This is a genomic window from Actinobaculum sp. 313 (assembly GCF_003073475.1).
Classification (GTDB): Bacteria; Actinomycetota; Actinomycetes; order Actinomycetales; family Actinomycetaceae; genus Asp313.
Genome location: NZ_CP029033.1, coordinates 2,384,738 through 2,399,773, shown reverse-complemented (window position 1 = coordinate 2,399,773; position 15,036 = coordinate 2,384,738). Strand labels below are relative to the sequence as shown.

At 60.2% G+C, this 15,036-nt stretch carries 11 protein-coding genes and 2 pseudogenes; 12 read left to right on the top strand and 1 reads right to left on the bottom strand.

What is annotated here, in order from left to right:
- Window positions 1-86 precede the first annotated feature (86 nt).
- The 12 genes and pseudogenes from purD to purM all read left to right on the top strand — a co-directional run bounded on the left by purD (window position 87) and on the right by purM (window position 14,517).
- A complete protein-coding gene (gene purD / locus DDD63_RS10350) occupies window positions 87-1,361 on the top strand; it encodes a phosphoribosylamine--glycine ligase (RefSeq protein WP_108716298.1) in 1,275 nt (424 codons plus the stop codon).
- A gap of 68 nt (window positions 1,362-1,429) precedes the next feature.
- Window positions 1,430-2,347, top strand: coding sequence for a phosphoribosylaminoimidazolesuccinocarboxamide synthase (locus DDD63_RS10345; protein WP_108716297.1), 918 nt, complete (start codon window positions 1,430-1,432; stop codon window positions 2,345-2,347).
- A 78-nt stretch (window positions 2,348-2,425) separates the two neighbouring features.
- Entirely contained in the window at window positions 2,426-2,689 is a 264-nt protein-coding gene (locus DDD63_RS10340) for a phosphoribosylformylglycinamidine synthase subunit PurS (protein WP_108716296.1), read from the top strand.
- Entirely contained in the window at window positions 2,686-3,378 is a 693-nt protein-coding gene (gene purQ, locus DDD63_RS10335) for a phosphoribosylformylglycinamidine synthase subunit PurQ (protein WP_108716295.1), read from the top strand. The genes DDD63_RS10340 and purQ overlap by 4 nt, the downstream gene beginning before the upstream one ends.
- A gap of 145 nt (window positions 3,379-3,523) precedes the next feature.
- Window positions 3,524-6,019, top strand: a complete 2,496-nt coding sequence (purL, locus tag DDD63_RS10330) for a phosphoribosylformylglycinamidine synthase subunit PurL (protein WP_108716294.1) — start codon at window positions 3,524-3,526, stop codon at window positions 6,017-6,019.
- Between the two features lie 304 nt (window positions 6,020-6,323).
- Window positions 6,324-6,677, top strand: a complete 354-nt coding sequence (locus tag DDD63_RS10325; RefSeq protein WP_240611263.1) for a cupin domain-containing protein — start codon at window positions 6,324-6,326, stop codon at window positions 6,675-6,677.
- Window positions 6,678-7,025: 348 nt separating this feature from the next.
- The gene (gdhA, locus tag DDD63_RS10320; protein ID WP_108716293.1) at window positions 7,026-8,366 is read left to right on the top strand and encodes an NADP-specific glutamate dehydrogenase; all 1,341 of its coding nucleotides are present in this window, start codon (window positions 7,026-7,028) and stop codon (window positions 8,364-8,366) included.
- A gap of 174 nt (window positions 8,367-8,540) precedes the next feature.
- Window positions 8,541-11,102 (top strand): 5'-nucleotidase C-terminal domain-containing protein, encoded by a 2,562-nt coding sequence (locus DDD63_RS10315; protein ID WP_108716292.1) that lies wholly within the window; start codon window positions 8,541-8,543, stop codon window positions 11,100-11,102.
- A 131-nt stretch (window positions 11,103-11,233) separates the two neighbouring features.
- Entirely contained in the window at window positions 11,234-11,620 is a 387-nt protein-coding gene (locus tag DDD63_RS10310) for a sterol carrier family protein (protein WP_240611262.1), read from the top strand.
- A gap of 163 nt (window positions 11,621-11,783) precedes the next feature.
- A pseudogene (gene purF, locus DDD63_RS10305) lies at window positions 11,784-13,228 on the top strand (amidophosphoribosyltransferase); the annotation flags it as partial.
- Between the two features lie 42 nt (window positions 13,229-13,270).
- Window positions 13,271-13,402 (top strand): hypothetical protein, encoded by a 132-nt coding sequence (locus tag DDD63_RS13240; protein WP_276308110.1) that lies wholly within the window; start codon window positions 13,271-13,273, stop codon window positions 13,400-13,402.
- Between the two features lie 65 nt (window positions 13,403-13,467).
- On the top strand, window positions 13,468-14,517 hold the full coding sequence (gene purM, locus DDD63_RS10300; protein WP_240611493.1) for a phosphoribosylformylglycinamidine cyclo-ligase: 1,050 nt from the start codon (window positions 13,468-13,470) through the stop codon (window positions 14,515-14,517).
- Between the two features lie 211 nt (window positions 14,518-14,728).
- On the opposite strand, the pseudogene DDD63_RS10295 reads toward purM, so the two are convergent.
- Window positions 14,729-14,967: pseudogene (locus DDD63_RS10295) on the bottom strand (DUF3073 domain-containing protein).
- Window positions 14,968-15,036 lie beyond the last annotated feature (69 nt).

The following is a 15,036-nucleotide window of genomic DNA, read 5'->3' as shown; positions in this document are numbered from 1 at the left end:
CCAACGCTTTCCGCAACCAAACTCGGTTCGTCTCCACGTTTTGGTTCCCCCGCGCTAAAGTGGCACCACTCACGTAGGCTGGTATTGTGAAAATTCTCCTTCTGGGATCGGGCGGACGGGAGCATGCGCTCGCCCTCGCATTGCACAGGGATCCCTCCGTCACCGAACTTTTTGTCGCCCCCGGTAATCCCGCCACCGCCGAGTTGGGCCGGAATATTCCGCTCGATGTTCTCGATGGTGAGGCTGTTGCGGTGCAGGCCGTGCGCCTGGGCGTTGATCTGGTTGTTATTGGGCCGGAGGCTCCTCTTGTCGCGGGTGTTGCTGATGACGTGCGAGAAGCAGGGATAGCTGTATTCGGACCATCCCGCGAGGCGGCCCGACTGGAGGGCTCCAAGGCCTTCGCCAAAGATGTCATGGCGGTCGCCGAAGTTCCGACAGCGCTTGCACGTGTGTGTACCACCCGGGAGCAGGTGGAGGAAGCGCTAGATGCCTTCGGTCCGCCCTACGTGGTGAAGGATGACGGTCTCGCGGCAGGGAAAGGCGTCGTTGTTACCACCTCGCGTGACGAAGCGCTGGCACATGCCGACATCTGCCTGGCGAAGGACAGTGGCGACGCCACTACGGCCGGGCAGCCCGCCGCCGTCGTGGAGGAATTCCTCGACGGCCCGGAAGTATCGCTCTTCTGCATATGCGACGGCGCCCATGTGATCCCACTCGAACCGGCGCAGGACTTCAAGCGGGCATATGACGGAAACGAAGGGCCGAATACCGGGGGAATGGGTGCATACTCGCCCCTGCCGTGGGCGCCGGACACCCTGGTCGGCGATGTCGTCGACCGCGTCGCGCAACCCGTCGTCGATGAAATGGCGCGACGTGGCACCCCGTTCATCGGCCTGCTGTACTGCGGACTCGCGTTGACCTCGCGAGGACTGCGCGTCGTCGAATTCAACGTCCGATTCGGCGATCCTGAGACGCAATCGGTGCTGCCGCGCCTCAAGACGCCGCTTGGTGTTCTTTTGTATGCAGCGGCGACCGGACATCTCCCAGCGGACACCGTCCTCGATTGGAGCGATGAAGCTGCGGTGACCGTGGTGCTGGCCGCGCAGGGGTATCCGGGTAGGGTCCGTACGGGTGATCGGATCAGCGGCATAGACGAGGCCACATCGCTGCCACACGCGCACGTGATCCAGGCAGGCACCGCGCTCCGCGAAGGCCAACTCGTTAGTGCCGGCGGTCGCGTCCTTGCGGCGGTGGGGCTCGGGCCAAATCTCGTGGACGCGCGCGACAATGCATACCAGGTTATGGCTAGAATCGGTCTGAGCGGATCGCACTTCCGCAGCGATATTGCGGCTGGGATGTGAATGCGATATAGCTTGTTGAGGATGCCGGCACACTGCGCAAGGATGACAGTCACACGGAGGGAGTTCGCATGAGCGGGAGCGAGAATCGGCCGAGCCTTCCCGGTTGGACCCACATTTATTCGGGGAAGGTACGGGATGTCTACGTTCCGGCCGACGCCAGGGCTCATTCCGGGGTCGATACGTATTTGATCGTGGCATCGGACCGTATCAGCGCATTCGACCATGTGCTTCCCTCAGCGATTCCGGAGAAGGGAAAGATACTCAATCAGCTTTCCCTGTGGTGGTTCGAACAGCTGGGAGATATCATTCCCAACCACTTCATCTCCACAGATGTTCCGCAGGCGGTTGCGGGGCGGGCCATGATCACACGGCGCTTGAATATGTTTCCAATCGAATGCGTTGTGCGTGGATACCTGACCGGCTCCGGGATGGCGGAATACCAGGAGAGCGGCGAGGTCTGCGGTGTTAAACTGCCCGCCGGTCTGCTTGAAGCGGATCGCTTGGAAGAACCCATTTTCACCCCCGCCGCAAAGGCTCCCGCAGGGGGAGGTGGTCATGACGAGAACATCACCTTCGGGGCGATGATCCGCCGCGTCGGCGTGGGCCCTGCGCATGCTCTTCGGTCCGCTTCACTCGCAATTTACGAGCGTGCTCGGGAACTGGCGGCACAGCGTGGCATTATCATCGCCGACACCAAGTTTGAGTTTGGAGTCTCACCAGATGCCGGTGAGAACACGATTATTCTGGCCGATGAAGTCCTCACCCCGGACTCGTCGCGTTTCTGGTCCATGCAAGGATACGAGGCGGGGAAGCACCAACCGTCGCTCGATAAGCAATTCGTCCGTGATTGGCTGACATCGCCGGAGTCGGGCTGGGATCGCACGTCTGGTGAACAGCCGCCGGAGCTACCGGAAGAGGTCATCGCGAAAACGCGCGAACGCTACGTGAGGGCATACGAAACGCTGACCGGTCGCGCCTGGCAATAGGTTCGTGGCAGGAAGGCTGCTGAAGGTACAAGCGTGCGGAAGTTAACGGCTACCGGCGCAGTAAGGGAAAGAGGCCGCATGGGACGCATTATCGTGGAAGTCATGCCAAAACCGGAGATTCTTGACCCGCAGGGGAAGGCCGTGGGCGGAGCATTGAACCGCCAAGGCAGTAGCCCGTTTACCGATGTACGGCAGGGCAAGCGTTTTGAATTGACGGTTCAGGGCGTGGTGACTGAAGCAACGCTCGATGCGGCGAGGCAGGCCGCGCAGACGGTACTGTCCAATCCGATTATTGAAGATGTCGTGGCCGTATACGAGGCGGATGAGGAGCCGGGGCAGTGAGGATCGGGATTGTCACCTTCCCGGGAACCTTGGACGACGACGACGCAGCGCGTGCTGTCCGCATTGCCGACGGCGAGGCGATTTCCCTCTGGCACGCCTCGGATAACTTGCATGGTGTGGACGCCGTTGTCCTTCCGGGCGGATTCTCCTATGGTGACTATCTGCGCTGCGGCGCAATCGCAGCACTTGCGCCGGTGATGACCGCAGTGGTTGAAGCCGCCGGACGCGGGCTCCCTGTTCTAGGGATCTGCAACGGCTTCCAGATTCTCTGCGAATCGCACCTGTTGCCGGGAGCGCTTATTCGCAATGACCACCAGCGTTTCATTTGCCGTGAGCAGGAGCTCGTTGTGGAGAACACTGCCACTCCTTGGACGCGCCAGTTCGAAACCAACGAGCACATCGTCATCCCGCTGAAGAACGGCGAGGGCTCCTTTCAGGCACCGGCAGCGGTAATCAGGCAACTGGAAGACGAGGGGCGGGTAGTTTTCCGATATGCGGGAACGAATCCCAATGGTTCGGTGCACGATATTGCCGGAATCTGCTCCGCAGCGGGTAACGTTGTCGGTCTTATGCCGCACCCGGAACACGCCGTTGAACGAGGCTTCGGACCGGCGGGCCGTGAAGGGCTGCGAACCGGCACCGACGGCTTGCGCTTCTTCACCTCTGTTCTCACGGAACTGGTCTCATGACGGTACGAGTGCGCGGCACGGCCGATCACGCTGCGATATGCGTGGCGAGCACGCGCCACGTTCGGAGCCAGCGCGCGGTGGAGCATGTCATCCGCTTTTTGCATGTTGCGCACTAGGGCAATCGCACTTTCGATTGGAGAGGTTAATGGCTTTCTCACAGATTGAATCCGCCCGGTCGCCGGAATCATCCGGGCAACCCACAGTCACCCAGAACTACGACACCGTGGACAATGCCGCAGCAACTCCCGATCAGCAGATGCCGTGGAGGGAGCTGGGACTGAAAGAGGATGAGTACCAGCGGATTCGCAGCATCCTTGGCAGGCGCCCAACTATCGCCGAGTTGTCCATGTACTCTGTCATGTGGTCAGAGCACTGCTCCTACAAGTCTTCGAAGAAACATTTGGGTGAACAATTCGGGCGGAAAACGACAGCCGCCATGCGTGAGCACCTTCTGGTAGGCATGGGGCAAAACGCGGGCGTCGTCGACATTGGCGGCGGGTGGGCGGTGACCTTCAAGGTGGAATCGCATAATCATCCGAGTTTTGTAGAGCCGTATCAGGGTGCGGCGACCGGAGTTGGCGGTATCGTGCGCGACATTATTGCCATGGGTGCGCGCCCCGTGGCGGTTATGGACCAGCTGCGCTTCGGCGCCGTCGATCACCCCGATACCGCCCGCGTGGTGCACGGCGTCGTCGCCGGAGTCGGCGGTTACGGCAACTGCCTGGGCCTGCCCAACATCGGTGGTGAAACCGAGTTTGACCCGTCGTATCAGGGGAATCCTTTGGTTAATGCCCTGTGCGTTGGCGTGATGCGGCACGGCGATATTCACCTCGCCAACGCGGAAGGGGTGGGAAACAAGGTCGTGCTATTTGGAGCTCGGACCGGGGGTGATGGCATTGGTGGAGCCTCGATTCTTGCCTCGGAGACCTTCGACGGCGGCATGCCAAGCAAGCGGCCCTCGGTGCAGGTCGGTGATCCCTTCATGGAGAAGGTGCTCATCGAGTGCTGCCTTGAACTCTTCTCGGCCGGAGTAGTGGAGGCTATCCAAGATCTGGGAGCGGCCGGGATTTCCTGTGCCACAAGTGAGCTGGCGGCCAATGGTCATTCCGGTATGCATATCGATCTGGAGAAGGTGTTGCTGCGCGATCCGTCCTTGAGCGCCGGTGAGATCTTGATGAGTGAGTCGCAGGAACGGATGATGGCGATCGTCAGCCCGGAGAAGATCGCCGACTTCTTGGCCGTCACACGCAAGTGGGAGGTGGAGACTGCCATTATCGGAGAGGTGACGAGCGACGCCCGCCTGCGTATCGACCACAATGGCCACCGCATTGTCGACGTCGACCCTTCCACCGTGGCGGTTGACGGGCCGGTATATGATCGGGCATATGCGCGGCCGACGTGGCAGGATACATTGCAGGCCAATTCGGCTAGGAATTTACCGACGCCGACTAACACCGCGGAGTTGCGCGAACAGATTCTGCAGGTCCTCACAGATCCTAATCAGGCCTCGAAGGCATGGGTGACGGACCAATATGACAGATTCGTGCGTGGCAATACGGCCCTGGCACAGCCTGACGACGCCGGCGTGGTCCGCGTTGACGAACAGACCGGACTCGGCATAGCAATCTCCACCGACGCCAATGGCTGGTACACCCTACTGGACCCGTACGCCGGTGCGCAGCAGGCGGTGGCCGAGGCATATCGCAATGTGTGCACGGTAGGTGCGAAGCCGCTCGCCGTGACGGACTGCCTGAATTTCGGCAACCCGGAGGACCCGGCGGCAATGTGGCAGTTGGTTACAGCGATGGAGGGGATGGCAGACGCGTGCCAGGCTCTCGGTATACCGGTGACTGGGGGGAACGTCTCGCTTTACAACTCATCGGGAGGAGTCGGCACGGCAGAGGATGCCGATACATCCGGGCCTTCCGACCCGGCGGGGGAGACCCACGCGCCTTCCAGCACCGGGCCGGAAGGCGAAATCGGCGCAGCCGCCCGCCCGACCACATCAATCAATCCGACGCCGGTTGTGGGTGTGCTTGGCGTTATGGCCGATACCACCACTGCGGTGCCCTCCGGGTTCCAGGAGGAAGGGCTTGCGATCATACTGCTTGGTGCCACGGCGGCGGAGCTTGACGGATCCGCCTGGGCGCGTATTGTCCACTGTCATGTAGGTGGCCGCCCACCCCGCGTGGACTTGGCGGCCGAGCAGGCGCTCGGGCGGGTGCTGCTCGCACTGCATGACGCCGATACGCAGGGAATGGGCAGAATCACCCACGCGGCGCATGATCTCTCCACGGGCGGGCTCATTCAGGCGCTTGCCGACATGACCACGCGATGCGGTATCGGCGCGTCGATTGATTTGGCATCGGTGTGTTCGCAAGTGGGTATTGACTCATTCACAGCACTGTTCTCGGAGTCGCAGGGGCGTGCACTGGTGGCCGTACCGGAAGGATTTCTTCCCGCCGTGCGGGCTGCAGCGCAAGCGGAGGGAGTCCCCATGGTGCGTATTGGCACAACCGGTGGCGAAATCCTCGCGATTACCCCGGCGGAGGGGCAAGGTACGGCAACAGAAGCCCTCGTTTTCGATGTCGCTGCACTTCGTGCGAGTAGCGAAGCGGTTCTTCCCGCGTTGTTCACATAGCCGGACTCGGGGTGGTTCGGGTCGCGCTGGTCGTTCGGCTCGGTGTGCTGCCCGGAACGTCCGGCTCGACGTCGCGCTCAGACTGACGTCTGCCGCGATCATCGGTTCGTGTACTGTGTTCACCCGTTTTGCACGAAGGAGCTTGCGGGACCGGATATTTGAGAAGACGAAGAGGCCGGGTACTGTCCCCACTGTGCGCGGCGCTGCTTCCACCGCGGTGGCAGGTACTCGTGGTGCCTGTTTGATACTTTTCCCGGGGCGTAGGATGGAGCAGTTCCTTAGCAATGGAGTGAGGAGAGATCCTGTGGCATCGAATCGTGATGAGTTCGCCGCGCAAAACGTATTTGGACTCGGTGCCCCCAATGATGCCTATGCACAATACTTCATCGGGCAGTCGTACCTAAATCCGTTGACGCCACCGGATGAGGACCCGCTCTTTATGGTAAATGTCACCTTCGAGCCGGGTTGTCGCAATAGTTGGCATATCCACCACGCCACGCGGGGAGGCGGGCAGATCATTGTTTGCACCGCTGGGTCCGGCTGGTGCCAGATCGAAGGGGAGGAACCGGTCAGCCTCGAGCCCGGCTCCGTAGCCGTTTTTCCGGCTAACGTAAAGCACTGGCACGGCGCCAAAAAGGCGCCTGGTTCTCCCACATAGCCATCGAGCTGCCGGGCGAGGGCACGAGTACCGAATGGTGCGAGCCCGTCTCGGATGAGGTGTACAACGCCCTTTGACCGGACGTGAACTTAAGGTGGTAGCGCTAGCGGCTTCATCTACGTCGTCGTAATCTGGACACGGAACCGGCGGGCTGTTTCACCGGAGTAAAACAAAGGTGGAAGCGAAGCCGGTCGGCCGAGACGCGGAATACGCGCTGCGTGTTTGTAGGGAAATGAGCCGCTGCTAGCAGGTATTGCCGCTGGGGCGGCTGCCACCGGAGCGATGCACGCGGTCCGTGGTCTTATGACGGTCGAGCTTTGTTGGTACCTACCGTGAAGGAGTGATTTCATGGACGATCGTATCGAACGCATTCACAGCGCAGTTATCGCGCGCAACCCCGCTGAACCGGAGTTCCACCAGGCCGTTGGGGAGGTTCTGGAGTCGCTTGAGCCGGTGCTCGCAGCTCGTCCCGAATACCTGGATGAAGCTATCCTGGAGCGAATCGTTGAGCCGGAGCGTCAGCTCATTTTCCGCGTGCCATGGGAAGACGACGAAGGGAACATCCACGTCAATCGTGGGTTCCGTGTCGAATTCAATTCTGCACTTGGACCCTACAAGGGCGGACTGCGATTCCATCCATCCGTCAACCTCGGTATTATCAAGTTCCTCGGTTTTGAACAGATCTTCAAGAATGCTCTGACCGGTCAGGGCATTGGCGGTGGCAAGGGCGGCTCGGATTTCGACCCGCATGGCAAGTCAGATCGTGAAGTGATGCGCTTCTGCCAGTCCTTTATGACTGAACTTTCGCGCCACATCGGCCCGGACACCGACGTGCCGGCCGGCGATATTGGCGTGGGCGGCCGCGAGATCGGCTATCTGTTCGGCCAGTACAAGCGCCTGCGAAATCGCTTCGACGCCGGAGTGCTGACGGGCAAGGCCCTGGGCTGGGGCGGCTCGCTCGGCCGAACCGAGGCCACCGGCTACGGCACAGTCATGTTCGCAAAGGCCATGCTCGCCACGCAGGGAGAGTCTCTCGAAGGTAAGACGGTACTAGTCTCCGGCTCCGGTAATGTGGCGATCTACGCTGTGCAGCGCGCCCAGGCCGAAGGTGCGAGGGTCGTGTCAATCTCCGATTCCTCCGGGTCTGTTTATGATCCCGACGGCATTGATTTTGACCTGCTCAAGCAGGTCAAGGAGGTCCAGCGTGGTAGGGTGGCCGACTATGCGGCGGCGCGCCCCGGTGCACAGCTACGAACCGGTGAAAAGGTGTGGACCATTGAAGGCGCTGATATCGCTTTGCCTTGCGCCACCCAGAACGAGATCGATGAAGACGCCGCCAAGGAGCTCGCCAATAACGGCGTGAAGCTTGTGGCGGAGGGTGCGAATATGCCCTCGACGCCGGAGGCAATCAACGTGTATCGAGAGGCGGGAATCCTGTACGCCCCGGGTAAGGCCGCTAATGCCGGCGGTGTCGCAACCTCCGCGCTGGAGATGCAGCAGAACTCGGCTCGCCAACAGTGGAGCTTTGACACTACCGTCGGCAAGTTGTCCGAGATTATGGCGAGTATTCACGATACCTGCCTAGCGGCCGCCGACGAGTTCGGCCATCCCGGCGACTACGTGCTCGGCGCGAACGCGGCAGGGTTCCAGAAGACCGCCGACGCAATGATTCAGCAGGGACTGGTGTGATCAGCAGGCGGCAGGCTCGGGCTTGTCGCACCGAATGATGACCTTCTGGGTAGTGCCGCCCGCCGGTAAATCGGCGGGCGGCGTTTTTGCAGCCTTCTTCATTAATGAGGTGACTAGGGACACCTTTACCGGTTAGGCTTGTGTGGTCAGGCTTTCCAAGAAAGGAACACACACATGTCCGACGTATTCACGCGCGGCGGTCGCGCAGTGGGTGCCTTAGTCGCTTTCACGCTGGGCGGCTTGGGCCTCACGGCCTTGCCGGCGGGTGCCACTGACAATGGGGATGGCACCGTCACTGTTGATATTGCAGCGATTTCCGATCTGCATGGGCATATTGAAACGGCAGGTGCGCTCTCAGCCAAAGTCAACGAAATGCGTGCTGCTAATCCCGACACGATCTTTGCCGCCAATGGCGACTTGGTTGGTGGGTCGGCCTACGTGTCGTCGATTGATAACGACACCCCAACCTTAGAGATCATGAACGCGATGAAGCTCGATGTTACATCGGTGGGCAATCACGAGTTTGATAAGGGATACAGCGATCTCATTGATCGCATTGCCCCGTCAAGTAACTATCCTTGGCTGTCCGCGAATGTGGATGGCGTGGATCCCTCCGTTGTTCCCCCATTCGCAGTGTTACGAACGCCATCTGGGGTGCGGGTCGGCTTCGTTGGCACGGTTACAGACGACCTTCCCACTCTCGTTTCGCCGTCGGGTATTGAAGGTTTGACCGTTACAGATCCTGTAGCCGCCACGGACAAGTATGCCGCAATTCTCAAGGATGGTGACGAAACCAATGGAGAAGCGGATATCGTTGTGGCACTAATGCACGCAGATGTCGACTTTGGTGCCAAAGTGGGACCGAATGTTGATGCGGTAGTTGCAGGCCACACCCATCAGGATAAGTACAGGGAAACTGCTTCCGGCGCTCCGGTTATTGAACCGGAGTGCTTTGGCTCTCTGTTAGCGAAGATCTCGTTCGTGTACGACAAGAACGCCGGTAAACTCGTCTCTACAAAGGCGGAGAACCTTGGTGTTAGCGATAACGATGGTGTGGATGCCACCATTCAGGCCCTGTACGAAAAGGCAGCTGAAAAGGCGAAGATCCTAGGTGCTAGGGTTGTCGGTTCTATTGATGGTGTCGCCAACCGCGGGACGAACAATGGTACCGACCTGGGTGCTAACCGCGGCGCCGAGTTCTCTGCAAATAATCTGATTGCTGAGGCTTTCTACCAGTACTCGCAAGGAATGGCGCAAAAGGCGGACTTTGGCATCATGAATCCGGGCGGTGTGCGCGCCGATCTAGATCCGAATGGTGACGGCGAGATCACTTTGGAAGAGTCGTACACCATGCAGCCTTTCGGTAACACATACACGACGATCCAACTGAATTCTGCGCAGGTATACACCCTCTTCGAGGAGCAGTGGAATGCCAATCCGGAGGCGGCGCGGCCCATTCTGCGCCTGGGAATGTCCAAGTCGATCACTTACACCTACGATCCCACTGCACCAGTGGGATCCAAGGTGACTGGCGTTTACCTGAACGGTGAACTCTTGGATCGATCCGACACCTCCAAGCTCTACACCGTGGTGTCCAACCAATTCCTCATCGCAGGCGGTGATGGATTCAACGTTTTGAAGGAAGGTCTGAACTACAACGACACAGGCCTGATCGACAATGATGTGTTCAACCTCTTCCTTGAGGCAAATCCGAATTATAAGGTGACCTACGAACAGCACTCCATCGGCGTGTCCGGTGTTTCGAACCTGACGGCCGGGAAGAGTGCTGATATCGCTCTTTCCTCGCTGTCCATGACCTCTGTTGAACCGAAGCCCGAGAAGGTGACGCTGTATTTGGATGGTCAGGAGTTGGGGACCGCCACGGTGGACAATACCGTGACCCCGAACCGCGATGAGACAGGTCAAGCGACCGTCTCCGTGACCATCCCGGAGTCGGTGACTGCCGGTACGCATGAACTGCGTATCGTCGCCGAGCCCACAGACTTCACTATGCAGGTCGAGGTTGCCGCTGCGGCAGCACCGGAGAAGCCCGTCATCCATCCAAACACCTTCCAGATCGATACCGATGGTGATGGCGTGGCCGACCAGTATGTCAACTATGGTCGCGCCTCCGATACGCCGCTGGTTGGTGACTGGAATGGCGACGGTATTGATACTCCGGCTGTTAAGCGTGGGGAACTCTACTTTATTTCTGATTCGTTCGACGGCGGAGCGGCAACAACGGTATTCGCCTACGGACGGGAGTCCGATACGCCGCTGGTTGGTGACTGGGACGGTGACGGTAAGGACACCATCGCGGTTCGCCGTGGTAACACGGTGTACATCAACAACACCCTGAGCGGCGGCAACGCCTCGGAGGTCTTCCATTTTGGACGTGCCACCGATGAAGCGCTCGCAGGTGACTTCGATGGCGACGGCAAGGATACAGTGGCGGTTAAACGCGCCAACGGCTACTACATCAAGAATGAACTCGCCGGTGGAAACGCCGACTACTCCTTCGCCTTCGGGCACACTAGTGATAAGCCTCTGGTTGGTGACTGGGACGGTGACGGTAAGGACACTGTTTCCGTGTTGCGCGGCAATACCGTCTATGTGAGTAACGCGGAGCGTGGCGGAGGAGCGACACCGGTCAAACTGGCGGATGTATCTAGTTCTTCGGTTGTCCTCTCCGGTGATTTCAACGGAAATAAGGTGGATACTTTCGCGGTGCGCTAGCCGCTTCGCGGGTGACTTTGCTGGCTAGCCGCTGGCAACGTCTCCGCCACGACGCCTAGATACAGAAATGGGGCCAGGTGGTTATGCCGCCTGGCCCCATTGTGTGCCACTGCATCGACTAGCCTTGTGATATGCGCAAAATTGATGTCGACGAGGGAATGCGAACAGTGGGCCGTTTCGCAGCGGGCGAGGCGCTTTCTTCGGGGCAGCTACGAACCGCAGCGCGATTCTGCCTGGAAGAAATCGCTGAGCGTTATCCCGGCCGAAGCGTGGAGATCCGGGTACCCTACATCGGTGCGGTGCAAGTACTGGAGGGTGTCCGGCACCGGCGTGGCACGCCGCCAAATGTGGTCGAACTTGACGGCCAAACATGGCTAGACCTGTGCGTCGGAAATGCGGCGTGGGAGCAAGCCGTTGCCACCGGCCGGGTCAGCGCGTCGGGAACGCGGGCGGACCTCACCGAGTTCATGCCATTGTTTAGCAGTGCCGTCTTACGTCGTTGGACTGTGAAGGGCTGAGGGATGCACGAAGTCGGTAGAGGGCTCAGGTGGCGTGCTATGCAGTAACACTACAGTCTGCTCGGTGGGGGAGAAATGCCCTCCCCGTGAGGTGTGCGAGAAACACAATGCCGTTCCGTGAACGGCATGTGCCGAGCTTGCGATGGTGTGAGACGATGGGACGGTGAAAGGCGATGGGCGCCTGAGCGCCGGGCTTTCGAGTGTGAAGCCGCAGGATGAATGCGGCGTCTTCGGTGTATTCGCACCGGGGTTGGAGGTAGCTCAGCTGGCCTACTACGGCCTCTACGCGTTGCAACATCGTGGGCAGGAATCGGCTGGCATTGCCGCCTCCGACGGGAACACAATCCTCGTGTACAAAGACATGGGCTTGGTGTCACAGGTATTTGACGATCAGAATCTCAAAACGCTGCGCGGCCATATCTGCCTGGGGCATGTACGCTACTCCACCACGGGACGCTCCGAGTGGGAGAACGCGCAACCCATGCTCGGACCGACGGCATTCGGCACAGTCGCCGTTGCCCACAACGGTAACTTGACCAACACCAGCGATCTGGTTGCACGAATTCACGAACTATCCGGCGACGATCTCAGCGCCGAGTTGGGGCGCGGGAGTTCCACGGATACGGCCGTCATGACGATGCTGTTGACGCTGATGGGACAAGACAATCTTCACGATTCCGTCTTCGATGGAAGCGCTGAGATGCAGAGCCTGGAGGACGGCTTGCTCCGTCTCCTACCCCGCCTGGAGGGTGCCTTTTCAGTGACCTTCATGGACGAGACGCGTCTGTACGCGGCTCGGGACAGGCATGGCTTCCGCCCGCTGGTCCTGGGGCGTCTTGGCAGTGGCTGGGTGGTGGCGTCGGAGACAGCCGCGCTGGATATCGTGGGCGCCGTCTTTGTACGTGAAGTTGAACCCGGTGAGTTGATTGTTGTCGACGACGCCGGACTGCATTCTCGTACGTGGGCGTCGCCTGAACGGGCGGGCTGCATCTTCGAATATGTGTATTTGGCCCGGCCCGACACCGCTATTGCAGGCAGATCCGTCAATTCCGCGCGGCTGGAAATGGGGCGAATACTGGCCCGGGAGCACCCCGTGGCGGCGGACCTGGTAATGGCAACTCCGGATTCGGGTACACCTGCCGCCATCGGCTACGCACAGGAATCGGGGATCCCATACGGCCAGGGACTCGTAAAGAACGCTTACGTTGGGCGGACATTCATACAGCCGACACAATTGAGTAGGCAACGCGGAATTCTTCTCAAGCTGAACCCGATGCGGGAAGTGATCGAAGGGAAACGGCTCGTCGTCGTCGATGACTCTATCGTGCGGGGTAATACGCAACGGGCACTGGTCCGCATGCTCCGTGAGGCCGGTGCAAGCGAAGTCCACGTGCGAATTTCCTCACCTTCCGTGAAGTGGCCATGCTTTTTCGGAATCGACTTCGCCACGCGCGCCGAACTGATCGCCAACGGCAGGGATGTCAACGAGGTATGCGAGTCTTTGGGGGCGGACTCTCTGGGTTATATCAGCCTCGGGGGATGGTGGAGGCTACCCGCCAACCCTTTGCCGAGCTGTGCAGTGCCTGTTTCACTGGCAAGTATCCCATCGATGTCACCCGTGTTGCCCAGGCCACCGGTGCTGATCCAGTTTTGACCGCCGCGACTGCCGATATCGCAAGAGAAACGTCGCTGCGCGGGCAGATCAACCACGCACGGGGCAGTGTTAAGAGGCCGCCCCTAGAACAGGAGAATCGCGGCGGCGAGGAGACGGAGGAATTGTGAACGGGCAGAATGCCTATGCGGCCGCTGGCGTTGATACGGAAGCAGGAGACAACGCCGTCGAGCTGATGCGTTCCGCTATCGCCAGTACGATGACAGCCGACGTCGTCGACGCGGTCGGTGGTTTTGCCGGCATGATAGACGCCTCCGCACTACGGAATTATCGACGGCCGTTGCTGGCCACCTCCACTGACGGTGTGGGTACCAAAATAGCCATTGCACAGGCCATGGGCGTGCATCACACCATTGGTCAAGATCTTGTCGGCATGGTTGTTGATGATATCGCTGTTGTCGGTGCACGCCCGCTTTTGATGACCGACTATATCGCCTGCGGTCGCGTTATCCCGGAGCGTATCGCCGACATTGTGCGAGGAGTGGCACTGGCATGTGAATACGTGAAGGTACCGCTGTTGGGAGGGGAGACGGCCGAGCATCCCGGCGTTATGGAACCCGACGACTATGACATTGCGGGGGCGGCAACCGGCGTCGTGGAAGCCGATGCGGTACTCGGAGCGCAGCGGGTGCAGGAAGGAGATGTCATCGTCGCAATGGCGGCATCCGGTTTGCATTCCAACGGGTACTCCCTGGTTCGCCGCATCGTGGCCGACGCCGGGTGGAAGCTGGACAAGGAGGTCCCGGAATTCGGGCGCACACTGGGCGAAGAGCTCTTGGAACCAACGAGGCTTTATTCTCCGCTGTGTTTGGACCTTGCCGCGCGCGGCGACGTTCACGCATTCTCACACGTCACCGGCGGCGGCTTGGCTGCCAACCTGGCCCGCGTCATCCCGGTAAGCCTACAGGCGCATATTGATCGTGGAGAGGTAGAGGTTCCCGCGGTGTATCGCGTGCTCTGCGAGCTCGGTTCCGTGGACTGGCGTGACGCTGAGGACACCTGGAACCTGGGAATCGGTATGGTCGCAGTCCTTCCTGCGCATGATGTGGAAACGGTGACAACAGTGTGCCGGGAGTACGACTGCGAGGCGTGGCCCGTTGGCAGTATCACCTCGGCCTCGGCGGAGGGCGCGGTGGATGGCTCGACGGGCACCGGGGCGCGGCTGATCTCTGGCACCAAAGGGGTGGCCGGAGGAAGTGTGCTGCTGCACGGAGCATACCGCTGAGCCGTGGTAGATGGCGTCTAGTGAGCCATGGGGGATGGTGTCGAGCTACACAGGCCCGATGAGCGTATCACCCGCAGTGGGCTTCACGGACTAGTGCGCGCTCATGGCACTCCTCGGAGTCGTTCGGCGCAACAAGACGGCGCCGCGCCCTCACAGGGCACGGCGCCACCGTATCTAGAACACACTGGATGCGAAGTGGAAGAACCGCCGTTTAGCGCTCATCCTTCTCGGACTCGGCGTCGCGGCCGTACTCGTCGTCGGCGTCCCACTCGTCGTCGTCCCAGTCTTCGTTGTACTTGGCAGCATATTCAGCGTAAGCGTCCATCTCAGGTTCGGGATGCTGAGACCCCTCAGCTCGCGCTCAAGGGCCTGATAGTCGGTATCCGGAGTGAAGTACTTGAGATTGCGAGCGACCTTGCGCTGCTTAGCCTTCTGACGGCCGCGCCCCATATGGCTCGACCCCTTTACCTCATCGCGGGGCACACACTGCTGTGGCCCATGTACGTATCCGTTCGCCCA